Consider the following 23,475-nt stretch of genomic DNA (forward strand, 5'->3'; position numbering starts at 1 on the left):
TGTAATTGGACAAAAGAGAGCAAAATATGTCGGGACAAAAATATGCTTTGGAGATAAGATGTGTTTTGTAGGAAGGAGTAAATAGCATGAGCTGGTTGGAAGATATCACTTCATCAATCAAATATATTGAAGGACATCTTACAGATGAACTTACTCTGGAAAAAATTGCTGCAAAGATTAATCTTTCGCCATTTTATTTTCAAAAAGGGTTTTCGATTCTTTGTGGAATTACGGTATCCGAATATATAAGAAATAGAAGATTATCACTTGCCGGCAGAGATTTGCAAACAGATGGTGTTAAGGTTATAGATGTAGCAATGAAATATGGCTATGATTCTCCAGACAGCTTTACGAAAGCCTTCACCAGATTTCACGGTATTACGCCTGCACAGGCGAAGTCCGGAGACGGTGAACTCAAAAACTACCTTCCTCTAAAAATACATGTATCTATGAAAGGTGGATTTGAAATGGAATGTAAAATTGTTAAAAAACCGGCATTTACTGTTGTCGGAAGTGCCAAAATTATTAAAAATGAAGAAGGGTATAAAGAATGCCCACAATTTTGGACAGAGCATTATGAAAAGGGAAACGGTAAGTATATTTGTGGTATGTATGGAATCTGTTTAGATGATGGAGCACCGGAAGGATTCTTCAAGTACATGATTGCTGATGATTATATTCCTTCAAAAGACATACCGGAAGAATTTGAAACGGTAGTTATTCCTGAAAATACATGGGCAGTATTTCCATGTAAAGGATCTATGCCGGAAGCGTTACAAAAAGTGAATACAGAGATTTTTAAGGAATGGCTTCCTGGGAATAGTGATTATGAAATTGCAGGAATGTATAATATAGAATACTACACCGCACCTTGTGATTATCCGAAAGGAAATCAGGATGAGAATTATTATTGCGAAATTTGGATGCCGGTGAAATCAAAAGAACAGTAGATTTTAGAATAATTAGTTAAATTCTTGCGAGGATATGATATGAATAAGGCCAAAAGAATAGTAGATAATATGGATTCTGAAAATGCATTTGCGGTTTGTTCGGAGATTGGAATTATTGATGAAAATGCAACACCGCTTAAGCAGGCAAGATATATTAATGAGCTTTTAAATACTACTGAGAGTATGAAGATATATATGACTGATACTATGCGAAAATGTGGTGGGTGCTGCTTGTCAACCAATGCTATAAAAATAGCAAAAAAATTATACGCTAAATCTAACGATATAGCAGAATTTTTGAATCTTCTGAATGAAGCAGATATTGGCGGAAGGAACTTACATATTTTTGAAGGAAAGATTATTGCTGTATACAAAAAATGTTATTGTAATATACCTAAAAAAGTTGAGAATATGAATAAAAAGTATTGTGAATGTTCTGCTGGTTGGTATATGCGATTGTTCTCTGAGGTTTTTGAAAAGAGTGTAACAGTTACTATTGTTGATACAATTGTCAATGGAGCTTCTGAATGTGTATTTGAAATATCAGATTATGTATAGACAGACAAATTCCAGTTGATATTTCACATATTTTAGGAAATTTAATAACTGTTATATTTGATTATCAAATTCTTCGCAAACCCTTGAAAATACTAAGTTTGTAGCAAGTGTACTTCCCCTTACTCTTTCCCTTGTGTTACATTCTCCCATTAGCTTTCATGAACCTTAATATGGGAAAAATTAAGGGAAAGAAAATTTCATAACACAGTATAACATATAACAATAACGACATGGTGAACTGATTGAAATGTTTTCGATATTTAACTCTATAACTGATTATCAAAAGAAAATGGAGATAAGATACGATGAGAACAATTTATGCAGAATACAACATAAATCACGATAGTATTGATGTTTACACAAGTGCTGGATATATGCTTCGCATTGACTGCTGGGAAGCTGAAAAAGATTTAAAAACCACATATGGATCAGAATGTGCACTTACTTCATTAGCTGTGGATGAGCCTTTGGAATATGCAAGATTATATCTTGAGGGCAATTTACAGATGTGGGTGGATGCAGAAGATTCATTAGAACTTTATTAAGTGAAAGAGGGATAGTGTTCATTAAGAGTGCTATCCCTCTTTAAAGAATGTGCGAAATGCAATAATTACATATTTTCTATGGATTAACAGAGCGCCTAAAAATAATCCATGTACTTATGAAGTAACAAATCAATAAAATTACCAAAATCCCCATTGTTGCCCCTATTTGTAACATCAATGTACTAAACCCAATATAGGCTGAAATTTCTGCTGATATGGTTTGGATAAAGTAAGCTATTACAACAGCAGCTACAATGATTGCTGTGATAATTGGAAGCCCAAACCAAACACTTAATTGTTGCAAGATAAGTTTTCCGATATGCTTTTCTTCCGCCCCCAATTTTCGGAGTACAGAGAAGCGATATTTATATTGTCCTGCGTCTAAGAGTTGTTGCAAAGAAAGTACGGTAAGACATATAACCATCAGTACGACAGCACCATAAATCATTGCAGTCTGTAAAATAAAGTTATTTGCTATGGAACTATTGATTTGCAGTGTGCTAAAACGCACGCCATAAATAGCCCCGGTTTCTGCCTGCTCGGGATATTTCTCTGTAAAAAGTTTTTCCAGTTTCCTTGCATTTTCATAGGAGATATTTTCCGTTGTTGTAATATATCGGTTTTTTATTACTGGCAACAGCTTTTCACAAATATTGTCTGGAAGTACATACAATACATTTGTATAGGAATTGTACGCTGTTTCTCCAATCGGATCCTCATAATAGGACTGCCCGGAAAGAGTCAATTCTCCTGCGTCTGTCATAATGCTGGTGTGTTCTTTCAAAAAGCTATCCCGTTCTTCCTCGGTGGCGATTGCTTTCCATTGTGTTGTAAATTCATCTTCCTCCAGAGAAATCTGTTCGTAACCCAGCATTTCCCGTATAGTGTTATAATCACTCAAAGAAATTGCTACAATCGGAAAATCATATTTCTGTCTGTTGTGAAAATCGTCTTTCTCTGGCAGATATAGATTGAACGTGCAATCATAAACTGTATCTATTTTGTGTTCTGTCAGAAACTCAGTAATGATTTCATAACTGTCTTGCGGCAGATTTTCTTCTTCATATACGTCATTATATCTTGAATATACCTGCACATCATACATAGAGCGCATATCCAAATAACCTGAAGCCCAGCCCGTCAAAATAGGGGCGGCAATAAACATGAAGATTGCAAGGACAAGGGTTATACAAATCAGCGTCATTGTTTTGCTGGTTGTATTTAGTTTTGATATAATTTGCCCGAAAAAGAACAGGTTTTCTCCCTTGTATCTATGTTCCGGCGATTTTACTTTCCATGCTACAATCAAGCTGCTGGCAAGATAAATCAATGCACAAATAAAGAAGAGCAAATCAATCAATACAAATACCAGATATTGATTCAGTATTCCACCATGTAAAGGCAAATAGTATTGATTGGTAAGAGCAGGTACGCTTGCTGCTAAAAAGGCGTGCAATACAGAACAAATAAGCAGCCCATCAATCAACTTTTGAAAAGCAATTTTTTTCTTTTTCAACATCCATAATGCCGCCCAGCCTAATGTAACAACAGGGAGCAAAATATTTCCCCAATACATGATTTTCACCGGGAAAACAAAGCGGGAGTCATAATAAAATCGGACATTTTGTATTCCTGAAAACAATTCCCATAAAGTAAACATTAAAAACAGAATTACTACGACAGGAATGAATCGGCTCTTTTTCAATTCTGGCTCATTTTCTTTCTCTGCGGAAAGCATATCAATAATTTTTGTTTTTTTGATTGTGCGTGTATTGAAAACTCCTACCACAAAAAAACTTACCACAAAAAATATCACTGTCAGCAAAACGGTGTCCGGGAACAATGTCCATGAGATTTCATAAGGCTCTCCATAAGCAGTAAGGAGCATTGCGGTAATGAATTGAGAGCAAAATACACCGCAAAAAATACCAATCAAAATGGAAAACATACCCATAATCAGTGTTTCTGCAAAGAAAATCCTGCCAATAGTTTTTTGTTCCATTCCCATAATGGACTGGACAGCAAACTCTTTTTGCTTCCGTCTTAGCATATAATGATTGACGAACCGTATCAAAAATAACAACAGCAATGTTATCATGCAGATTGCAATTTTCATTCCGTCACTTAACAGAGTAAAATCATACTCGCTGCCTATATCCGGGCTATAATAACTACTGGAAATAGACAAGAACGCATAAAACAAGGTAACACAGATTGTCATTGTGACAATGTAGACCAGATAGTCTTTTACAGACCGTTTTGCATTTCTGAAAACAAGTTTAGCATACATGGCTTTGTCCCCCTCCGATCATGGTAAGGACATTCAGAATTTTATCAAAAAAAGCACTTCTGCTGTCGTTGCCCTTGCGCAGTTCCATAAAGATTTCTCCGTCTTTCAAAAAAAGAATACGGTTGGCATAGCTGGCGGTAAAAGCGTCATGAGTTACCATAAGAATTGTCGCCCTAAGCTGTTCATTGATACTTTGAATGGTAGACAGCAACATTTGTGAGGAATGGCTGTCTAATGCCCCTGTCGGCTCATCTGCCAGTAAGAGCTTCGGGTTGTTGATAATTGCTCTTGCACAAGCACAACGCTGTTTTTGTCCGCCGGATACCTGATAAGGATATTTGTTTAGAATATCGCTGATATTCAGCTTTCCGGCTATATCCAAAATGCGGGATTCTACGCTCCCGGCAGGGACTTTGTTGATTGCTAATGCCAGTGCAATATTTTCTGAAATCGTCAATGTGTCCAGCAAATTGAAGTCTTGAAATATAAACCCTAAATTCTCCCTGCGAAAACGGGCAAGGGATTTTGGTTTGATTTCCGTTATATCTGTTCCATCTAAAAAAATATGCCCTGCACTTACGGTATCAATCGTAGAAATACAGTTGAGCAGCGTTGTCTTTCCAGAACCGGACGCACCCATAATTCCGAGAAATTCCCCAGCTTCCACAGAAAAGCTAATGTCTTTAATGGCTTTGGTAATATTCCCTTCATTGCCATAATATTTCTGGATATGTTCCAGTTTCAAAATCGTATTCATCTGATAAACCTCCTTAACTGTTCCATATCTTTATTGTAAATGGAGTATCTCATTTTTTGTATCAAGTTTTCTTACACAGTTCTTACAAAAATGTAAGAAGTGCAGAACCTGTCAGCCCTGCACTCCGATAATAAAATCATTCATTTGAAAGATAAGTGAAATCGTTGTTCCTCTGTTTTCGGAATAAGCAGTAAGCCCTATTCCCAGTTTATCACATAGACGCTTGCAAAGATATAAGCCAATTCCAGTAGAATTTTTCCCGGTTCGCCCATTCTGACCTGTAAATCCTTTTTCAAAAATACGGGGTAAATCACTTTTAGGAATACCTATCCCATTATCGCTGATAGATAGCACAATCTTGTCATTCGTTTTTGTTGCCCCAAAGTGCAAAATAGGCTGCTCTGCATGGTATTTGATTGCATTACCGATAATCTGATTTAAGATGAACCGCACCCATTTTTCATCGGTATAAACTTTTGTTTCTATATCGTCTATCTGAATTGACATATGCTTTGACGCAAAAGATACTTATTATCTGCGATTGCACTATGCACAACATCGCATAAATTGACTTCACGGACAGAATAGTCTTTTTCAGCGTGTTCACTCCGGGCATAGTAAAGTGCCTGTTCTGTATATTGGTTGATATTCTCTAACTCTGCCAATACCTCTCTGGAAAAGGGAGAACGGTTATTCTCACACAGCAGCTTCATCGCTGTAATTGGTGTTTTTACTTCGTGTATCCATTGTTCAATGTATTCTTTATATTCCCTGCGTTCCCTCTGTACTTCGCCAATCCGTTCCAACATAGATTTTTCAGCCATTTTCATAATCTGGTAAAAAACCTGTTCATCAGCCCTTTCCGGCACTTGCATGATTTCCGGCAATAAATATCGTTCTTCTAATTGCTCCGTCATATTGAGCAATTTATTCAGATATTTTTTTCGTGAGAAATAAAATGCCAGCAAAGATAAAACAAGGACAATCGACCAGACTGCAAAAATAAACAGGACTGTTTGGATAGGATTATCGCTTGCAATCAGGAACAAAGCAAGGACAAGCATACCCAGCAGATTGATTAAAATAACGGGGAGTTGATTTTTCAAATATTGTTTTCCACTCATAATGTATATCCTTGCCTGTGTTTTGTTTTAATGAAATCTACAAGTCCGATTGCTGCCAGTTTGTCGCGAATACGGGTAATATTGACACTTAGGGCGTTATCATCAACATAAAGCTGATTGTCCCAAAGAAAATCCACAATATCATTTCTGGAACAGATTTTTCCGGAGTTCTTAAAAAGGTAGTAGAGGATTTTCAATTCATTCTTTGTCAATTCTGCTTTCTGTCCTTTGTACTCTATCATGCTACTCTCCAAATGCAGGGTAGCTTCTCTCCACATATAAATTTCTGTTTGAGGGGAACGGTAGGCTTTCTTTAACAATGCAGCAATTTTAGCAAGAAGAATAGCGGGATTATAAGGCTTTGTGATAAACGCATCTCCACCCAGCATAATGCTGTTCAGTTCGTCCATATCTGTATTGCTGCTTGTTACAAATACAATCGGAATATCTGAAAAGGTGCGAATCCCCGAGCATATTTCAAAACCGTTATTCCCCGGAAGTTTTATATCCAGAATAACCAGATGTGGCGCAGCTTCTTTTAACTGCTCTATTGTTTTGGAAAAATCCGTAACTGCAAATACTTCATATCCATTCCCAGACAAAAGAGTTTTAAGCTGTGTTTGTATCGTAAAATCATCTTCAATGATTAGTATTTTTTCCTTCATAGAGATACCTCCCTGACACTTTATTATACTGTATCAGAGAGGTTTTCTCAATCGTATTATTGAATGGGAATTTTAGAATGATTTTGTACATAGCTTTGTAAAAAATGCTTAATAGTTTCTTTTCTCAAGGTACGATTCTAAATAACACCTAAGTCCAACATATGCGCCCTGCAAAAGTACAAAAAGCAATAGAAGATTTACTGACAGTGCTTTTTTGATTGCTTCTCCAAAATAAATGATGACAGCAGCACTTGTCAGTATCATCAGTAGAGTAATAAAATCCCAACAGTTTTTCTTATATAATTCTATAACCTTTATTTCTATCAGTATCACCAGTATCCCTGTTCCTGCTACGCATATTCCGACAACCAATATCAGCAATAACCAATATATGATTCCGGCTATAAACGCATTTGGAATTTTGGTACTAATCTGTGCCGCAGAATGTCCGGCAGCAATCGTCCATCCGATAAAAGTTTGTATGAATGACGCTGCATCATGGAAGAATGATTTACAATCGGAAAGGAACACATCTGACTGTACTGCCTGAAAAAGAGTGGTTGTCAGCGAATACCATGCAAGAAGGAACAAGGTTGTTTGGAATATTACCGTTTTTGCTTTATACTGTCCTGCAAGTCGCTCTTTTTGTGTTTCGTATTTCGCTTTTTCATTCTGATAGGCTGTCCGGTCACAGGCTTCACATTTTTCATAGAGCACCGGCTTTTCTACCGGTATCTCTACGATTTTCTGATGTATCCGGGCATAATCCCGTTGTTGTGTTAAGCATCGTATTTTATCTTGACATTCCCCTATCGTGACGTTTGCGCTTCGCAGCTTCTCTTTCTCGTTCCGCAATGCTCTGTCTGCTAGCTTCAAGTCGTTCTTTAATGCTTGAATATTCCCGGCTCTGTTCTCTTTGTTTAATTTCTCGTTCAAGGTCAGAGATTCGTTGAGCTGCGTCTTTAGTTCCACGATAAGCTGGTCTTTCTGTTCCAGTTCTTCTTGTATCTCCTCGGTCAAGAGGAGAAGTTCTTCCAACTGTTCGGCGTTCTTTGATTCTCTGGATTCGTTCATCTATATCACGTCCTTTCTCTATCTGCTGTTCCAGTTCAGCAATTCGGTGTTCTGTTTCAGTAATAAACTGTTTTCGCTGTTCAGTTTCTGTACCAATTTCTGCCATTGCTGATTTTCGTTTTCCAAAAGTTCTATCTTCGTTTTCTGTTCTTCCATCTTGGAAAGCAGTTCCTCGGTATTTGGCAAAATGTTGAGCAGCTCGGATAACTCGCTGTTTAATTTTTGCAATTTCTGATTCTGTTCCTGCATAAGAGAGAGTTGGGTGTCCCGGTTCTGCATTTCCAGAATCATTTCTGCCATTAAGGTCTGCTGTTCTTCGATTTGCCCAATCATGGATTCCATTAAGGGTATAATTTCCCGGCTTTCTTCTAATGTCATTTAATCGCTCCTTCCATAATGATAATGCACCCGATACTTTTCCAAAGGTGTCCAGTATCTTTTGCAATAACGTGTTTTGTTGTTTTATGATTTGATTTTCCGCTACTTTCCACGAACCTTTTATTTCCTGCCCGGCAAGAAACTTTTGTTCAATCTTTCTTGCGTCAGCGCCTTCATGGATGGTAGGAATCTGGAGTTTTCCCTGTTTTTCATAAGAACGGTGATCGACCTGATTATGCAAAGGAAGATGTTCATTACACACCTTTGCCCATTCACTCCGCCACAGTTCACAATTTTTTGGATTGTTCCATCCGGTAGCATCGGTCAGCACCCGTTTCCATTGCAGGCGGTTTCTTGCACCCATCTTCTGAATTCCGTTTTCGTCTAATACAGGGATACGGATTCCATGACGGTCAGGGTTTTTCTTATCCTGCCACCAGTTCGGATGGGATTCATCAATCACGATATTTCCGTTTTTATCTCTGAGAAAATCCCAATCCTTGACTTCTTTCTTTCCCCAAGAATGATCCGGGTTAAAAGGACGCATAGTCAGAAGCAGATGGACATGGGGGTTGCCATCCCCTTTATCGTGGATACTCCAATCAGCACACATTCCTCTATCTACAAAAGTTTTTTGAATATAGTCAGTTGTATATTGAATTTGTTCCTGTCTGTTCCATTCTTTGGGAAGGGCAAATTCAAATAACCTGCCAAGTTGGGCATCTGCATTTTTTTCAATCTTCAATACCTCATTCCATAACCTTTGTTTCTGAAATGTGATTTTAAATTTTTCTAAAGCAGCTTCTTTATCTTCTGATCTTTTGTATCGGACAGATTTTTGAAAGCGTTTTATATTTTCTTCTGGTACTATCTGCCATTCAGGAGGTGCGTTTTCACACATCATCAGCCGAGTGTAGACCACTTCTTTTTTAGAAGTGTAATAACTGATTCTCCCGGTTTCCTCGTTTTTCATCACATCCCCATTGAGATATGCGGAAGCGGAGATAACAGATTTCCCTTTACTTCGTCCGACTATTTTGACTGTGTAATGAAAAATCGCCATGTCTGGATTCCTCCTTTCTGCACATCCGGCATAGATTTCCGGCAACATTGCTTTCGGTTTTAGGAAAAGCAGCATTGCCGGAACGCCCTCTGCGTAAGAGTGCCCTGCGCATAGCAGCCTGCATGGAATGCGCCCCTCTGGCGAAGAGTGCCTCCTGCGGCATGAGCAGGTCTGGCTGAAAGCCCCGCCGACGGAACGAGCCCGGCAAGCGTGAGCGCAGACCGGTTGCCACTTGTGGCAAACTTATTGGGACGACCTCTGGTTGTCCATAAGTGCGCCCTTCATAAAAAAGCAATGAAGGGAATGAAAACCTCATCCCCTCCGCCATTACACTTCCTCCATATCGGTATTTGTTTCTTTCTGCATTGCCTTTGAGAAAAATTTCCCGTTGGCTTCCTGCTTTTTCAGAAAACCAATCAGCTTTGGGATGTCTTCTTCCTCAATAGGCGAACCAAGAACGGATTCCACCGCACCGCCAACCTGACAGAGCCTATGGGTTCGTTTTTTACTTTCTTCGGCTTTCTTTCGCTTCAGAAGTTCTTTCTTCTGTGCTGCATATCTTTTCGCCTTTTCAAGGCTTTCCTGCTCTTTCTTTTCCATTTCAAGCATTCGTTCTTCATAACTTTTTGTTGATTTTGCCATTATTACATTCTCCTTTCTCTTGCAAACATAAGTTCTTGGTTGCGTATCAGAAGAAGCACATGGTATAATCTTCTTGCGTGTAGGTATATCATGGCTTCGGTCTGATAGAACCTTTGGCGGTTTCTTTGGAAGCCGCCTTTTTAATTTGCCGCAGTTCTTGTTACGGCTTTTACATTTCCTCTATCCCTCAAATCACGACCTTCATTCGCTTCCATAAACATTTCCAGAATATCGGTTTTAATCAGGACTTTGCGACCAACCTTTAATACTGGAAGTTTCTTCCATTCTACAAGCTGTCTTAAGGTGTTTCTGCCGATTCCCGTATAGTCAGCAGCTTCTTCGATGGATAATGCAATTTTTCTTTGCGTCATATAATCACCTCCTTATAAATTGCATTATGCAATTCTTGTGATGTAAGTATATCCTTTTCATATCTTTTTGTCAAGCGTTACGAAATATTAAAAGTAAATATTATATTGCATATTGCAATTTTGGAAAAACAATGCTATAATTCATACATACCGAAAAAGGAGGCAGTCAGCATGAAAGATAAAGAACTACGCAAGCTGATAGGCAGCAGAGTAAAACAGCGCCGTCTGGAATTGAATCTGACACAGCCTTATGTTGCAGAAAAGATGGGGGTTACCGCTTCTACAATCCTGCGTTATGAGAATGGTTCGATTGACAATACGAAAAAAATGGTGCTGGAAGGTCTTTCGGAAGCACTCCATGTATCTGTGGAATGGCTCAAAGGGGAAACAGATGAATATGAAACCGACATTACGGATAAGAGAGAGTTACAGATTCGTGATGCGATGGGAGATATTCTGGAACAGTTACCGCTTGCCCTTACCAAAGAAGAAGATGCTTTTTCAAAAGATTTATTACTGCTGATGTTAAAACAATATGGTCTGTTTTTGGATTCCTTTCAGTTCGCCTGCAAAAACTTCAAGGGGAATGCTGGTCAGACGGATATTGCCAAAACAATAGGGTTTGAATCGAATGATGAATATAATGAGATTATGTTCTTAAGGGAAATCACTCCTACCATCAATGCTTTTAATGAGATGGCAGACGTTGTAAGGCTCTATTCCAAGAAACCAAAAACAGCAGAACAAAGGCTTGCAAATCTTTTATCAGAAGTCTTATACGAAGATTCCGAATCGGTATAGTAAGACAACCGGAGTTATGATATACTTACACGCACGAAGCATTTCATCAGTTCCGATTGTCTAATATCGAAAGGAGACATACGATTATGGCAAAAGGATCTGTAAGAAAAAAAGGAAAGAAATGGTACTACCGCTTCTATGTAGAGGACGCAAGCGGCAATCTTGTTCAGAAAGAATGCGTTGGAACAGAAAGCAAAAGTGAAACTGAAAAGCTGCTCCGTCAGGCAATGGATGATTATGAGAAAAAGAAATTTGTTGCCAAAGCGGAAAATCTCACAGTCGGACAACTTCTGGATGTGTGGGCAGAGGAGGAATTAAAAACAGGTACGCTCAGCAATGGTACTGTGGAGAATTACCTCGGAACAATCCGAAATATTAAGAAACATCCGCTGGCAGAACGGAAATTAAAAAATGTAACCTCTGAGCATTTGCAATCTTTCTTTGATTTGCTTTCCTTCGGGGGAGTTCATCCCGATGGAAAAGAGAGAAAGGGTTACAGCAAAGATTACATCCATTCTTTTTCCGCAGTCATGCAGCAGTCTTTCCGCTTTGCAGTATTTCCAAAACAGTATATTACGTTCAATCCCATGCAGTATATTAAACTGCGGTATCAGACGGACGAAGTTGATTTGTTTTCGGATGAGGACATGGACGGAAATATCCAACCAATTTCACGAGAAGATTATGAAAGACTGCTTGCGTATCTTCAAAAAAAGAACCCAGCCGCAATACTTCCAATCCAGATAGCCTATTATGCCGGGCTTCGTATTGGAGAAGCCTGTGGTTTGGCATGGCAGGACGTAAATCTGGAAGAACAATGCCTTACCATAAGACGCAGCATCCGATATGATGGCTCAAAGCGCAAATATATCATCGGACCAACCAAGCGGAAAAAAGTGAGGATTGTTGATTTTGGAGATACGCTGGTAGAGATTTTCCGCAATGCCCGGAAAGAGCAGTTAAAAAATCGAATGCAGTACGGAGAACTTTATCACACGAACTACTACAAAGAGGTCAAAGAGAAAAACAGAGTGTACTACGAATATTACTGCTTAGACAGAACAGAGGAAGTCCCGGCAGATTATAAAGAAATTTCTTTCGTCTGCTTAAGACCGGATGGTTGTCTGGAACTTCCGACTACTTTGGGGACGGTATGCAGAAAGGTGGCAAAAACATTAGAGGGATTTGAAGGCTTTCATTTCCACCAGTTACGTCACACCTATACAAGCAACCTTTTGGCAAATGGAGCTGCTCCAAAAGATGTGCAGGAATTATTAGGACACTCAGATGTAAGTACCACAATGAATGTCTATGCTCACTCCACAAGAGATGCGAAACGAAAATCGGTTCGGCTTCTTGATAAAGTGGTAGGCAATGATTAAAAAAAATTCCCTTATTTCCCTTGTGATTATCTCATAAGGGCAAAAATAAGGGAAACTACATATCATTTCACTAATGAACAGGCGGGAAAGCCTGTAAAATAGGGAAAGTTAGAGGAATAATTATATAAATTCAAGTTTTTGAAACTGAGAAATCGGAATTTAGCGACGAGGTGAATAATATGGAAAAATGGGGAATGTTTGAATTTAATTCGCCTTATTTTGGAGAAATTATAGAGAAAATAAATGACGTGGTATTGCCAAACGATTACATAGAATTGATGAAAAAACATAATGGTGGTGAAGGCGATATTGGTGAAACCTGGCTTATATTATATCCGTTGGAAGAATTGCAAGAAATAAATGATGATTATGAAATTGAAGAAATTTTGCCGGGTCACATTATTATTGGCTCAAATGGTGGTGGTGAACTTTATGGAATTGATAATAAGGGAAACTACTTTAATGTACCAGTGCCAATAGATGAAGATGATGTTGCTTTGCTTGGAACGGAGATAGAATTACTTCCAGATAAAATTAATGCACTATGGGAGTAGATTCTGTTGTTGGTTATATGACGAACAGATCATAAGCTTTGAAGTTGTAGAGAGGATTAAATTATGGGATTACTTGATAAATTTAAAAGAGTTGAAAAGAAAGCGGATAATAGAAAATTTCCGTTTGAAGATAGTCCTGACACTGCCTGCATTACCTGCTACCATGTGTTGGAGGGGTATAAGCCTATATTATACGTTTCTCACGATGAGGACGGGTATTGGCAGTTTTTATGCGGCGAAAACCATAAGGAAGAAGATGCGAGAGTGGTTTCCTTAGGTGAAATTTTAAGCATAGATGAATCGATGAGGGATTTAGCAGTGTTAGATTACGGTCAATATGCAACCTCAGAAAGTGTTGAAGGTAATTGGACGGTAAAATATAAAAATTAGTAAATACCTAAGTTCGTCCAAATAATTTTACCGGGCAAAATGTAACGGAGGGTTACTATTATCTGTTATAAGTGTTATTTTTGTGATAGTAGGAATTATAATAGTTGATAATAAAGATAATTGATATTGAAGACAGATTTCCAGTTGAAAGAGTAAATAAACTGTTGAATGACAGAGAATAAACTTTGAATTTGAAGGTGAGAACATGATGGAGTGGATAAACATTTTTGGGGCAGTATTTATAGCAGTAATCATGGTACCCAATATTATTTTTACATTAAAGTATAAAGATGGTTTTGAAAATAAGTGGAATAATAAAGGTGTTGAAGTTGTAGAACAGATAGGAAGATTTGGGTGTTTCGGATTTATGGTTGTCAATATTCCTGGAACCTGGTTCGGTTGGTGGTCTGATGAAGCTTTTGCGATATATTTAATAGCAAATGTCGTTTTAATTATACTTTATTGTGTGATATGGATTATTTGTTTTAGAAATAATACGATTTTTAAAGCATTGACATTATCTATTATTCCATCCGTAATTTTCATCTTCAGTGGAATTATGAGCAGGTCTGTATTATTGATTGTAGCATCGCTATTATTTGCACCTGCACATATATTGATTTCATATAAAAATGCAAAGTATTAGATGAATTTGAAGATGACGGAGGGAAAGAAAGTGAAAAAAGCATTGTTGGTAATTGATATGCAGAATGTATGTGTTGGAAAAAATCACGCTACATACTTTAAATATGATAATGAAATTCTGATTCAAACTGTAAACGAAGTTATTGACGCAAATGAAAGTAATGTGGTTGTTTATATCAAAAATATCATGAAGAAAAATTTAATAAATAAGCTTGCACCATTTAAGGCTTATGAAGGAACTGAAGAAGTGGAATTAGTTAGCAATCTTCATGTTATATCTGATTATGTTTTCATAAAATATGAGGGAAACGCATTTAGCAATCCTAAACTTAATGAGTTCTTAAAAGCACATAAGATTAAATGTGTGGAAATCGTAGGAGTTGATGGTGGTGGGTGCGTAGCATTGACTGCGTTAGGGGCCATAAAAGAAGGCTATAGTGTAATACTTAATGAATCAGCTATCGGAACAATGTTTAATAAGAATAAAGAAAAATATTTTAAAAAGCTTCGAGAAGCAGATGCAAAAATTATTTAGATAAATATAAGGCACTCAAAACTTTCAGTCATGCGGAGAGATTGAAAGCAACAGAAACTTTGAAGTTTCACATGGGTTATTAGGAGAAAAAATGGAAAATATTTTAAGTGTTGAAGAAACGAAAACAAGATTAATATGTGAGTTGTCAACAGTAACTGGCTTTAAGTATTTAAAAAGTGGTATTTTGAAGAAAACAGTAAAAGACATTGTGTTTGAAATAAACTTTTTCTCGTCAAAATGGAATGCATCTGGGCAGAGTATTGAAGTAAATGCCGATTTGAGGATTATTTATAAAAAATACGGAAAATTACCAGTTGACAATGTAATAGCATCTATGAGTTATAATCCCAAAGATGGGTATTGGTATGATATATCAACGGAAAGTAAATTGCTTGAAACGAAGAATATATTAGAAAAAAGATTTCGAGATACTGCAATGGATTTGGTAAAAAGATTTGATGAAGATTATAATGCAGCTATACGATATCTTTTCTTTGAAGGGTTTGAAAAATATAATGTGTATCTTGACTTTGTGGCAGATAATTTAGGTCAGGAAATAATTAAAGATAAAGCACAACAAATATATGAGGGTTTATCTGACGAATGTAAAGAACAGGTTATTCAATATCAAAATGGGGCAAGGAATAAATCATGGATGTTAAATAGATGTAATTTAAAATATATTGTGGATAATAACTTGTTCCATTAAGAAGAAAGTAAAATCGCAATTTTTATGTATAAAGGAGAAATGAATGAAACTACTTGTGATAGATATACAAAAAGGAATAACAGATAGTAGACTTTTTAATTTTGATGAATTTATTGAAAATATTACAAGAATTATACAAGCAGCTAGAGATAATCAAATAGAGGTTATCTATTTTCAACATGATGATGGACCAGGAACGGGGTTTTCAATCGGTGATGAAGACTTCGAAATTGCAGAACAAGTGATTCCCAAGGAAGGGGAAAAGATATTTATAAAAAATATCAATAGTTGTTTTGGAAATAAAGATTTTACAGATTATGTTAAAGATGATAATACATTAGTGATAGTGGGACTACAGACAAACTTCTGTATAGATGCAACTGTGAAATCTGCTTTTGAAAGAGGATATAAAGTAATTGTTCCACAAGGGGCAAATTCAACATTTGATAACGACTATATGTCTGGAGAAGAAACCTATAAATATTACAATGATATGATGTGGCCAAAGAGATTTGCTACATGTGTATCTGTTGATGACGCAATTAAATTGATGGAAAGTTAAATCGAGATTTGGAGAGGTATTGTTTATGAAGATTGAATATAGAAAAGCAGATATTACGGATGCAGAATTGCTAATAGATATTTATAATTTTGCATTTTATAGTGATTATATTAAATATGGTGAATGTCCGGCGTATGGAAAGACTAAAGAGATGATGGTCGGGGCGTGGTTAATTGGTTTTTGAGCAACTCCATTATATCACAAGCCGTGAAAACAATATGACAGCCAAAGGCATGGTTATGATACAGAACAAGGTAGTAAATACATTTAAAAGACCGGAGTATGCAGCATCTTTGTTATATACCTGAGCCATCTGGGTGATTGTTGAAGCGGATGGTGTGATGGAGGCAAGGAATACTATGAGGAGTAAAGTTCTTCCTTCTGGAATAAGGGCATATACATGACTTACATACATTATAAGCAGTAAAACAGCAGGCCAGATGACGAGCCTGATGGCAGAGAAAATGTATAGTTTTGCGTTTTTCAGGCTGTCGCGGATCGGCGAATCAGCCATCAGCATGCCAGTTACTATCATGCTGAGAGGTGCAAGCATATTTCCTATGTCTTTTACCGGTGTGAGTATGACAGATGGCAGTTTTATATGGCAGAAAAAGAGCAGGAGTCCGGCTATTATGGCTATTACATTTATATTGGTTATTATCTTTTTCCATTCCATATGTGGCTTTTCGGCGAGCATGGTGCTGCAGTGTGTCCAGAGAAATATCAGCTGTACAGACATAAATGCACATGAATACAGTACATAGTTGGTACCCAGCATAGCATTTACAAGTGGGATTATCATATTTCCCGAGTTGGAATACATGACAGTGGCACATTCAACTGTATTCCAATGCCAGAGTTTCCTTCCGATATTTATAAAAATCAATAGAAGAATATGTATAATGGTTGCAAGAACAGCGGAAAATAATAGTCCCTGCAGTTTTTCTTTTGTAAAGCCAATTTCAAATGAATTTATTATGGCGCAGGGCATCACCAGATATACCACAATGATAGACAGGATCCTGCATATTGATTACCTCTTTTCGCTCCTGTATTATAATCCCATTTTACAAAAAAAGGAATATACCACAATGGGTGGCTTGTCAAAAATAAAAGAATGCGATAGAATATGTGCAATTTACAGGAATTTGTTTAGTTGGATTTAGAACAAGGAGAGATGACAAGCTATGCATTCACAGAAAATCCATAACAAAAAACTCATATTGCCGGTTCTCATTTTCCTGGCAGGTTGTCTGGCCTTGGCAGCAGTTTTATATCATTCATACAGAACAAATTTAAAACATATGCGGGCTGTCACAGAACTTAATGCCACAACCTATGCAGAACGGTTGCAGAATGATATGAACCGTGGCGTTGCGATTACAGATACACTTGAGGAAATAGTACTCAGTGAAAATGGAAAAATTGATAATTTTCAAAAAGTTGCAGGAAATCTGATGACAGATTTTGTTCAGAGCATACAGATTGCACCTAATGGTGTTGTTACAGATATATATCCGGAGGCGGGAAATGAAGCGGGAAAGATAGATTTGATCCACGATGAAAGTCGTGGAGAGATATGCCGTTACGGGAGAGATAAAAATATAGTTACTATGCAGGGCCCGTTTGACTTAAAACAAGGAGGCCGGGGCATTGCAATCAGAAATCCCGTATATCTGGAGTGCCCGGATGGAACCTCTGCGTTCTGGGGATTCACTATTGTAATTATCCGTATTCCGGAGGTATTTGAGAAATCGGTTCAGTCACTTACCCAATTTGGTTATGATTACTGTCTGACAAAGACAGTTTCTCCTTTGTCGGATGATACAGAGGTGGTATCGGCATCAGGTAATATTTTGAAGGAGCCGATTACATTTGAGTTTGAATTTTGTGGCAGCACATTTGGCTTAGAGGTAATGCCAACTGATGGTTGGAACCACGGATGGAACATACTTCCGCAGCTCGTTTTTGGAATTTGTATTATTTTGCTTTTAACGGGATTAACGGTGATCGTTCTTGTGGTTGAGAGACATCGTGAGATATTAAAAAAAATGGCGATAACAGATCCGTTAACCGGTCTTTTGAACCGCAAAGGTTTTGATGAGCAGCTTGAAAAGGTGATACAGGACGGTCATTGTATTCATTGTGTGGGCGCACAGATGGATATTGATGATTTTAAATTTATAAATGACATGTATGGACACGTCGTTGGTGATACCGCACTGAAAAGTCTTGCACAGGACATGAAAGATAATTTTGGTGTAAATGCCATTCTATGCAGAAATGGCGGCGATGAGTTTTCTGTTATCTTGATCGGAACAACAGAGGAAGAGGCAAAGAGTATAATAGAGAGTTTTACCCTTAAGCCAAGGTATATAACATATAATGGTGAAGAGCATCCTTTTTATATTTCTCTTGGGTACGCAGAATATCCGAAGGACTGTGACGATGTTTTGGAGCTTATCAGATGCGCAGATATGGCACTTTATGCGGTAAAACTACATGGGAAGCATAGTTGCAGTCCTTATCGCAGTGATTATAAGATACAGCACAGAAGTCAGCTTGGGTTTGCACTTCAGGATGTGTCAAAAAATCTTCCGGGAGCTTTCCTGATATATATAGCTGATCCGGAGGATGATCGTATTTTATTTGCAAATCGTGAATTGATTGAGTTTGCAGGCTGCAAGGATTTCGATGATTTTCTGGATTATACCGGGCAGCGATTCAGGAATCTTATTCACCCGGATGAACGGGATTCTGTGGAGACCAGTATCTGGAAACAGATTGATGCAAAGACCAGTGGAAATAATGATTATGTAAGATTCCATTTTGCAAAAAAAGATGGATCCTACCGCCCTGTTCTTGATCATGGAAGAATTGTAGAAAGCCGTTACTATGGAAATGTGTTCTATGTTCTTATCATGGACTGTGCTTTGATTGAATCTTTTTATGATGGCTTTTCCAGATAGAGTAAGTCATCAGCAGAAACAGTTATTGGAGAACTGATTTTCTCATGAAGATACAGGTATATCCTATGTGATATATGAGATATAGAAAACAATACAATATAAAAATAATTATCAGGCAGGCAGTCTTATAACGAGACTGCCTGTTTTTTCGTGAATTTTACAAAAGAAATATACAACCCTTGCAATCTTTACGGAAGTGTGATAGCAGGCACAGGCAGGCATATTTATAATAAATACAGAAATGAAGTGAGACCACCTCAAGGAGCAGGTGAGTCCGCTTCATATGTATAAGGAGCAGGCAGCCGGAGATGAAAGAGACAGAGAGAAAAGACAAAACGACAGGGAAAACGGATGAAAAAGCAGGTGGGCATCTTGTTTTATTTGTGAGAAGAAATGCAGTATATATCGCGGTTTTCCTGATTGGAGCAGCCTTTCTTCTGGCGGCAGGTTCATTTGACTGGGATCGGATCAACAGCTATACAATGTACAATAACGACAGCAGGACATTCGTAAGAGGGCGGGTAGTATCTGTCGATAATGAACGGCTGGAGACAGATCCATATGATCATTCCAGATATCTTGGGGAACAGGAGCTTACAGTTCTGATTCTGGATGGGGAGCAGAAAGGCGACAAAGTATCGATTGATAATTATTTGTCACAGACACATAACATCTATGTAAACGCGAATCAGAAAATAATCGTATGTGCAGATATGCCGGAGGAAGCAGCTCCCTACTACACAGTATTCAATTATGACAGGTGCCTGCCACTTGGCATCCTTGTGGTGGTATTTGCCGCGGTAATGTTGTTTGTGGGAAAAGGAAAAGGCTTACGGGCATTAGCCGGTGTCGTTTTTACACTTCTTCTGGTAGTACTGTTTATGGTTCAGGCGATCTACCACGGATTTCCTCCTGTGATTGTCTCAATCCTGACTATATTAACAGGAACAGCAGTCAGCCTGTTGTTGTTAAATGGCTGCAGCAGACGGACGGCTGTATCCGCACTTTCTACTGTACTTGGAGTCGCAGTAACAGGAATTATTTTTTACATAAGTTCAAAAACCTTACATCTTACAGGATTTAACAGTGACAATGCGGAAGAACTGCTGGTCATTCAGGGAGCGACAGGACTTTCGGTTCGATCACTTCTGATCGCAGGCGTTCTGGTATCTTCCTTTGGAGCCGGCTGTGTATTTGCAAAGAGCAGAAAGAATAAACAGTAAGTGTCAGTTATACAGAAAAATATAAGAATCCCGTTTGGCGTATGCCAGGCGGGATTCTTGTGGTATAATAAACATAAAATTACTTGCTTGTATATTTTGAGAGGGAGGTATGTATGATGTGTTATACAATTGAAGAAATCAAAGATAAAACAATACCAATTGCAAAGAAACATGGCATGTATTGTAAGAATGGGTGAAATAAGATACAGAAAAAGACTGTTGTTTGAATAATTCAAATAACAGTTTTTTTCGATTTTAAAACAGTCGGGAAAATGATGAGAATGTCGTATTTTTTATATTGTAAAAATAGGATTCATACTATCATACATTCATAAATTGAAGAACGAAATCATAATTTCTGTCAAAAAGAATGAGACAGAAAATACATATGCAGAGAGCCGGAAAACAGCTGCATAAGGAAGATAAAACAAACGGATAAAATCAGGAAAAGGAGTATGATGGATATGAAGAATCAGGTAGTATTGGATTGGAATCAGTATGTAGCACTTGCAAGACAGACAGTAGCAGAAGGCTGTGTTCTGCTTGAGAATAAAGATCAGGCACTTCCGCTTGTAAAAGATGAGAAGGTGGCAGTATTTGGAAGAATCCAGAACCACTATTATAAGAGCGGAACCGGTTCAGGCGGAATGGTAAATGTATCAAAGGTCTATGGAATCGTAGATGGTCTGCGTGAGAGTGGTCAGGTCATTCTGGATGAGGAGCTGATCAAGATCTATCAGGACTGGGAAGAGACACATCCATTTAACGAAGGCGAAGGCTGGGGAAATGAACCATGGTGTCAGGAAGAAATGGAGCTGACCGATGAGGTTGTGGAAGCAGCCGGCAAGCGATCAGAGACAGCTATCGTGATCATCGGACGTACAGCAGGCGAGGATAAAGATGCAAGTGATACCAAGGGTTCTTATCAGCTTACAGATGTGGAAGAAGATCTGCTCACAAAAGTAAGAAAGAACTTTGATAAGATGATCGTTTTATTAAATGTCGGTGGTCTGCTCGATATGAGTTTTACAGACCGTTACCAGCCGGAAGCTGTTATGTATGTATGGCAGGGCGGCATGGTTGGCGGACTTGGAACAGCAGATGTATTAACAGGAGCAGTTTCACCATCCGGTCATCTGACAGACACGATCGCATATAAAGTTGCTGATTATCCTTCTACACCATATTTTGGTGATCCGGATAAGAATTATTACAGTGAAGATATCTATGTCGGATATCGTTATTTTGAGACTTTCGCAAAGGATAGCGTCAGATATCCGTTTGGATATGGCCTGTCCTATACAACATTTGAAAAGTCAGTCGTTGTATTTGCAAATGAGCCGGAGAAACAGCAGTTTACACTTCATGTAACTGTTTCAAATGTCGGTTTAAAGAAAGGAAAAGATGTTGTTCAGATCTATGCGGAAGCTCCGCAGGGTAAGCTTGGAAAAGCAGATAAGGTTCTTGTCGGATTTGCAAAGACAAAGGAGCTTGCACCGGGTGAATCCGAAGAAGTAGAGATCACTGTTCCATACAGCCGCTTTGCATCCTATGACGACTCCGGTATTACAGGACATGCGTATGCATTTGTATTAGAGGCAGGCACATATCATGTATTTGCAGGTGCAGATGTCAGAAGTGCGGAATGTGCAGGCACATTTGAGCTTGCAGGAGATCTTGTGATCAAACAGCTTTGCTCTGCACTTGCTCCGGTAGAAGCATTTGACAGAATGAAGGCAGCAGAGACAGAGAACGGATATCAGGTCATGATGGAAGCAGCACCACATCATGCATCAAACGAGAAGCAGAGAAGACAGGCTCATCTTCCACAGGAGATCCGTCAGACGATGGGGACGCATACATTATCCGATGTGGCAGATGGTTCGATCGGAATGGATAAATTTATATCAGAATTGACAGACGATGACCTTACTTGTATCATTCGAGGAGAAGGCATGGGAAGTTCACTTGTAACACCGGGAACGGCAGCAGCGTTTGGCGGTGTATCCAAGTCACTGATCAACCGTCATGGAATCCCTTCTGTATGCTGCAGTGATGGACCGTCCGGTATGCGGTTAGATTGTGGTGTGAAAGCATTCAGCCTGCCAAATGGAACGATCATCGGATGTACATTTAATACAGAGCTTGTAAAAGAGCTTTACACCTGTACCGGTTATGAGATGATCGCACAGAAGGTGGATTGTTTACTTGGACCTGGTATGAATATTCACCGTCATCCGTTAAATGGAAGAAACTTTGAATATTTCTCAGAAGATCCATATGTGACAGGATGCTTTGCCGGTGCGATGTTAGAAGGTCTGCATGCAGCAGGTGTAACAGGGGCAGCCAAGCATTTCTGTGCAAATAATCAGGAGATGAGACGACATTTTGCAGATCCTATTGTATCAGAACGTGCACTTCGGGAGATCTATCTGAAAGGTTTTGAGATGATCGTAAGAAGCGGTGTCTGCGATGCGATCATGACGACATACGGACCGGTAAATGGAGTATGGACAGCGGGTAATTATGATCTCTGTACGACGATCCTCAGAGAAGAATGGGGATTTAAAGGTATCGTTATGACTGACTGGTGGGCATCCATCAATGAGCGTGGACAGGAGCCGGATAAGATCAATTTTGCTGCGATGGCGCGTGCGCAGAATGATATCTATATGGTATGCCCGGATGGCTCAACAAATGCCAGCGGAGACAATACAGCCGCAGCACTCGTAGACGGACGACTGAAGCGTTCGGAGCTTCAGAGAAATGCAGCCAATATCTGTGGTTTTGTACTTCATACAGAAGCAATGCGCAGAGCAATGGGCTGCCCGACAGAGGTATCGATTATCAATCGTCCGGCAGAACCGGATGATGTCGATCTGTCAGAGGTTGAATTTGTCAGATTAGATGGCGACTATGAATTACGACTTGATACCAAGAAGTCGAAAGCCGGTGTAAATTATGTTCTTCCGTTTGATGTACAGAAAAAAGGAATTTATGAGATTGAACTGATCGGAAGTTCCGATCTCTCAGAACTTGCCCAAATGCCATGTACGTTGTATTATACCAATATACCGATCCTCAGTTTCACATTCCATGGAACAAATGGGGAAGACATGGTTATCAAAAAAGAATTTGATCTGCATACCAGATTTTCAGTTATGCGTCTGAATGTCGGTAAAAATGGTCTTCATTTAAAACAGATCCGATTCAGATATTTAAGGGAGGGCAAAATTTGGAATTAAATATTTTACTGAAGATAGCAATTATCTTTCTGTTTTTACAGTC

At 38.5% G+C, this 23,475-nt stretch carries 23 protein-coding genes and 2 pseudogenes; 15 read left to right on the plus strand and 10 right to left on the minus strand.

From position 1 onward, the window contains the following. Positions 1–86: 86 nt before the first annotated feature. From DXA07_RS08285 to DXA07_RS08295, 3 genes are all read left to right on the plus strand, one after another. A complete protein-coding gene (locus DXA07_RS08285) occupies positions 87–950 on the plus strand; it encodes an AraC family transcriptional regulator (protein ID WP_117551434.1) in 864 nt (287 codons plus the stop codon). A gap of 39 nt (positions 951–989) precedes the next feature. Continuing rightward, on the plus strand, positions 990–1,508 hold the full coding sequence (locus DXA07_RS08290; RefSeq protein ID WP_117822034.1) for a DUF6144 family protein: 519 nt from the start codon (positions 990–992) through the stop codon (positions 1,506–1,508). Positions 1,509–1,813: 305 nt separating this feature from the next. Beyond that, on the plus strand, positions 1,814–2,053 hold the full coding sequence (locus tag DXA07_RS08295; protein ID WP_006858432.1) for a DUF6061 family protein: 240 nt from the start codon (positions 1,814–1,816) through the stop codon (positions 2,051–2,053). 76 nt (positions 2,054–2,129) lie between these two features. On the opposite strand, the gene DXA07_RS08300 is transcribed toward DXA07_RS08295, so the two are convergent. The 9 genes and pseudogenes from DXA07_RS08300 to DXA07_RS08340 form a co-directional block, all read right to left on the minus strand. Further along, positions 2,130–4,343 (minus strand): FtsX-like permease family protein, encoded by a 2,214-nt coding sequence (locus DXA07_RS08300; protein ID WP_006858431.1) that lies wholly within the window; start codon positions 4,341–4,343, stop codon positions 2,130–2,132. Further along, positions 4,333–5,100, minus strand: coding sequence for an ABC transporter ATP-binding protein (locus DXA07_RS08305; RefSeq protein ID WP_006858430.1), 768 nt, complete (start codon positions 5,098–5,100; stop codon positions 4,333–4,335). Before DXA07_RS08305 ends, DXA07_RS08300 begins: the two co-directional genes overlap by 11 nt. Positions 5,101–5,211: 111 nt before the next feature. Next, positions 5,212–6,224: pseudogene (locus DXA07_RS08310) on the minus strand (sensor histidine kinase). Then, positions 6,221–6,889 carry a response regulator transcription factor gene (locus tag DXA07_RS08315; protein ID WP_006858428.1) on the minus strand — a complete coding sequence of 223 codons (669 nt, stop codon included), beginning with the start codon at positions 6,887–6,889 and terminating at the stop codon, positions 6,221–6,223. Before DXA07_RS08315 ends, DXA07_RS08310 begins: the two are co-directional and overlap by 4 nt. Positions 6,890–6,997: 108 nt before the next feature. Further along, complete coding sequence (locus DXA07_RS08320; RefSeq protein ID WP_118484248.1) at positions 6,998–7,744, minus strand: DUF6040 family protein; 747 nt, start codon at positions 7,742–7,744, stop codon at positions 6,998–7,000. Then, a complete protein-coding gene (locus DXA07_RS08325; RefSeq protein ID WP_055289267.1) occupies positions 7,683–9,404 on the minus strand; it encodes a MobA/MobL family protein in 1,722 nt (573 codons plus the stop codon). Before DXA07_RS08325 ends, DXA07_RS08320 begins: the two co-directional genes overlap by 62 nt. Next, positions 9,374–9,732: pseudogene (locus DXA07_RS14105) on the minus strand (hypothetical protein). The gene DXA07_RS08325 and the pseudogene DXA07_RS14105 overlap by 31 nt, the downstream one beginning before the upstream one ends. Then, a complete protein-coding gene (locus DXA07_RS08335) occupies positions 9,732–10,046 on the minus strand; it encodes a hypothetical protein (protein WP_005337289.1) in 315 nt (104 codons plus the stop codon). Before DXA07_RS08335 ends, DXA07_RS14105 begins: the two are co-directional and overlap by 1 nt. A 140-nt stretch (positions 10,047–10,186) precedes the next feature. Then, the gene (locus DXA07_RS08340) at positions 10,187–10,417 is read right to left on the minus strand and encodes a helix-turn-helix domain-containing protein (protein ID WP_004843519.1); all 231 of its coding nucleotides are present in this window, start codon (positions 10,415–10,417) and stop codon (positions 10,187–10,189) included. Between the two features lie 171 nt (positions 10,418–10,588). Between DXA07_RS08340 and DXA07_RS08345 the strand changes: the two genes are divergently transcribed. The 9 genes from DXA07_RS08345 to DXA07_RS08390 all read left to right on the plus strand — a co-directional run bounded on the left by DXA07_RS08345 (position 10,589) and on the right by DXA07_RS08390 (position 16,179). Beyond that, positions 10,589–11,218: a helix-turn-helix transcriptional regulator gene (locus tag DXA07_RS08345; protein ID WP_008402208.1), complete on the plus strand. Its 630-nt coding sequence runs from the start codon at positions 10,589–10,591 to the stop codon at positions 11,216–11,218. 86 nt (positions 11,219–11,304) lie between these two features. Further along, positions 11,305–12,600 carry a tyrosine-type recombinase/integrase gene (locus tag DXA07_RS08350; RefSeq protein ID WP_008400148.1) on the plus strand — a complete coding sequence of 432 codons (1,296 nt, stop codon included), beginning with the start codon at positions 11,305–11,307 and terminating at the stop codon, positions 12,598–12,600. Positions 12,601–12,779: 179 nt separating this feature from the next. Next, positions 12,780–13,154, plus strand: coding sequence for an SMI1/KNR4 family protein (locus tag DXA07_RS08355; protein ID WP_015534763.1), 375 nt, complete (start codon positions 12,780–12,782; stop codon positions 13,152–13,154). A gap of 63 nt (positions 13,155–13,217) precedes the next feature. Then, complete coding sequence (locus DXA07_RS08360; RefSeq protein ID WP_117807256.1) at positions 13,218–13,544, plus strand: hypothetical protein; 327 nt, start codon at positions 13,218–13,220, stop codon at positions 13,542–13,544. Between the two features lie 205 nt (positions 13,545–13,749). After that, on the plus strand, positions 13,750–14,190 hold the full coding sequence (locus tag DXA07_RS08370; protein ID WP_022004536.1) for a hypothetical protein: 441 nt from the start codon (positions 13,750–13,752) through the stop codon (positions 14,188–14,190). Between the two features lie 30 nt (positions 14,191–14,220). After that, the gene (locus DXA07_RS08375; protein WP_226800971.1) at positions 14,221–14,724 is read left to right on the plus strand and encodes an isochorismatase family protein; all 504 of its coding nucleotides are present in this window, start codon (positions 14,221–14,223) and stop codon (positions 14,722–14,724) included. A gap of 91 nt (positions 14,725–14,815) precedes the next feature. Next, on the plus strand, positions 14,816–15,433 hold the full coding sequence (locus DXA07_RS08380) for a hypothetical protein (protein ID WP_117822033.1): 618 nt from the start codon (positions 14,816–14,818) through the stop codon (positions 15,431–15,433). 43 nt (positions 15,434–15,476) lie between these two features. Beyond that, on the plus strand, positions 15,477–15,995 hold the full coding sequence (locus DXA07_RS08385; RefSeq protein ID WP_117822032.1) for a cysteine hydrolase family protein: 519 nt from the start codon (positions 15,477–15,479) through the stop codon (positions 15,993–15,995). Between the two features lie 25 nt (positions 15,996–16,020). Further along, positions 16,021–16,179 (plus strand): hypothetical protein, encoded by a 159-nt coding sequence (locus tag DXA07_RS08390; protein WP_309295067.1) that lies wholly within the window; start codon positions 16,021–16,023, stop codon positions 16,177–16,179. Between the two features lie 9 nt (positions 16,180–16,188). Here DXA07_RS08390 and DXA07_RS08395 read toward each other — a convergent pair whose 3' ends face one another. Then, positions 16,189–17,025 carry an AEC family transporter gene (locus DXA07_RS08395; RefSeq protein WP_226800998.1) on the minus strand — a complete coding sequence of 279 codons (837 nt, stop codon included), beginning with the start codon at positions 17,023–17,025 and terminating at the stop codon, positions 16,189–16,191. A 229-nt stretch (positions 17,026–17,254) separates the two neighbouring features. Between DXA07_RS08395 and DXA07_RS08400 the strand changes: the two genes are divergently transcribed. From DXA07_RS08400 to DXA07_RS08410, 3 genes are all read left to right on the plus strand, one after another. Then, positions 17,255–18,964: a diguanylate cyclase gene (locus DXA07_RS08400; protein ID WP_226800972.1), complete on the plus strand. Its 1,710-nt coding sequence runs from the start codon at positions 17,255–17,257 to the stop codon at positions 18,962–18,964. 308 nt (positions 18,965–19,272) lie between these two features. Then, complete coding sequence (locus tag DXA07_RS08405) at positions 19,273–20,187, plus strand: YibE/F family protein (RefSeq protein WP_117822030.1); 915 nt, start codon at positions 19,273–19,275, stop codon at positions 20,185–20,187. A gap of 464 nt (positions 20,188–20,651) precedes the next feature. Beyond that, positions 20,652–23,432 carry a glycoside hydrolase family 3 C-terminal domain-containing protein gene (locus DXA07_RS08410; RefSeq protein WP_347465071.1) on the plus strand — a complete coding sequence of 927 codons (2,781 nt, stop codon included), beginning with the start codon at positions 20,652–20,654 and terminating at the stop codon, positions 23,430–23,432. Positions 23,433–23,475: the final 43 nt, after the last annotated feature.

The organism is Clostridium sp. AM54-37XD (assembly GCF_003478225.1).
Lineage (GTDB): Bacteria > Bacillota > Clostridia > Lachnospirales > Lachnospiraceae > Coprococcus > Coprococcus ammoniilyticus.

Coding starts and splice junctions, on each gene's coding strand:
- DXA07_RS08285 (WP_117551434.1), top strand. CDS start 87: ATGAGCTGGTTGGAAGATATCACTTCATCAATCAAATATATTGAAGGA.
- DXA07_RS08290 (WP_117822034.1), top strand. CDS start 990: ATGAATAAGGCCAAAAGAATAGTAGATAATATGGATTCTGAAAATGCA.
- DXA07_RS08295 (WP_006858432.1), top strand. CDS start 1,814: ATGAGAACAATTTATGCAGAATACAACATAAATCACGATAGTATTGAT.
- DXA07_RS08300 (WP_006858431.1), bottom strand. CDS start 4,343: ATGTATGCTAAACTTGTTTTCAGAAATGCAAAACGGTCTGTAAAAGAC.
- DXA07_RS08305 (WP_006858430.1), bottom strand. CDS start 5,100: ATGAATACGATTTTGAAACTGGAACATATCCAGAAATATTATGGCAAT.
- DXA07_RS08315 (WP_006858428.1), bottom strand. CDS start 6,889: ATGAAGGAAAAAATACTAATCATTGAAGATGATTTTACGATACAAACA.
- DXA07_RS08325 (WP_055289267.1), bottom strand. CDS start 9,404: ATGGCGATTTTTCATTACACAGTCAAAATAGTCGGACGAAGTAAAGGG.
- DXA07_RS08335 (WP_005337289.1), bottom strand. CDS start 10,046: ATGGCAAAATCAACAAAAAGTTATGAAGAACGAATGCTTGAAATGGAA.
- DXA07_RS08340 (WP_004843519.1), bottom strand. CDS start 10,417: ATGACGCAAAGAAAAATTGCATTATCCATCGAAGAAGCTGCTGACTAT.
- DXA07_RS08345 (WP_008402208.1), top strand. CDS start 10,589: ATGAAAGATAAAGAACTACGCAAGCTGATAGGCAGCAGAGTAAAACAG.
- DXA07_RS08350 (WP_008400148.1), top strand. CDS start 11,305: ATGGCAAAAGGATCTGTAAGAAAAAAAGGAAAGAAATGGTACTACCGC.
- DXA07_RS08355 (WP_015534763.1), top strand. CDS start 12,780: ATGGAAAAATGGGGAATGTTTGAATTTAATTCGCCTTATTTTGGAGAA.
- DXA07_RS08360 (WP_117807256.1), top strand. CDS start 13,218: ATGGGATTACTTGATAAATTTAAAAGAGTTGAAAAGAAAGCGGATAAT.
- DXA07_RS08370 (WP_022004536.1), top strand. CDS start 13,750: ATGATGGAGTGGATAAACATTTTTGGGGCAGTATTTATAGCAGTAATC.
- DXA07_RS08380 (WP_117822033.1), top strand. CDS start 14,816: ATGGAAAATATTTTAAGTGTTGAAGAAACGAAAACAAGATTAATATGT.
- DXA07_RS08385 (WP_117822032.1), top strand. CDS start 15,477: ATGAAACTACTTGTGATAGATATACAAAAAGGAATAACAGATAGTAGA.
- DXA07_RS08390 (WP_309295067.1), top strand. CDS start 16,021: ATGAAGATTGAATATAGAAAAGCAGATATTACGGATGCAGAATTGCTA.
- DXA07_RS08405 (WP_117822030.1), top strand. CDS start 19,273: ATGAAAGAGACAGAGAGAAAAGACAAAACGACAGGGAAAACGGATGAA.
- DXA07_RS08410 (WP_347465071.1), top strand. CDS start 20,652: ATGAAGAATCAGGTAGTATTGGATTGGAATCAGTATGTAGCACTTGCA.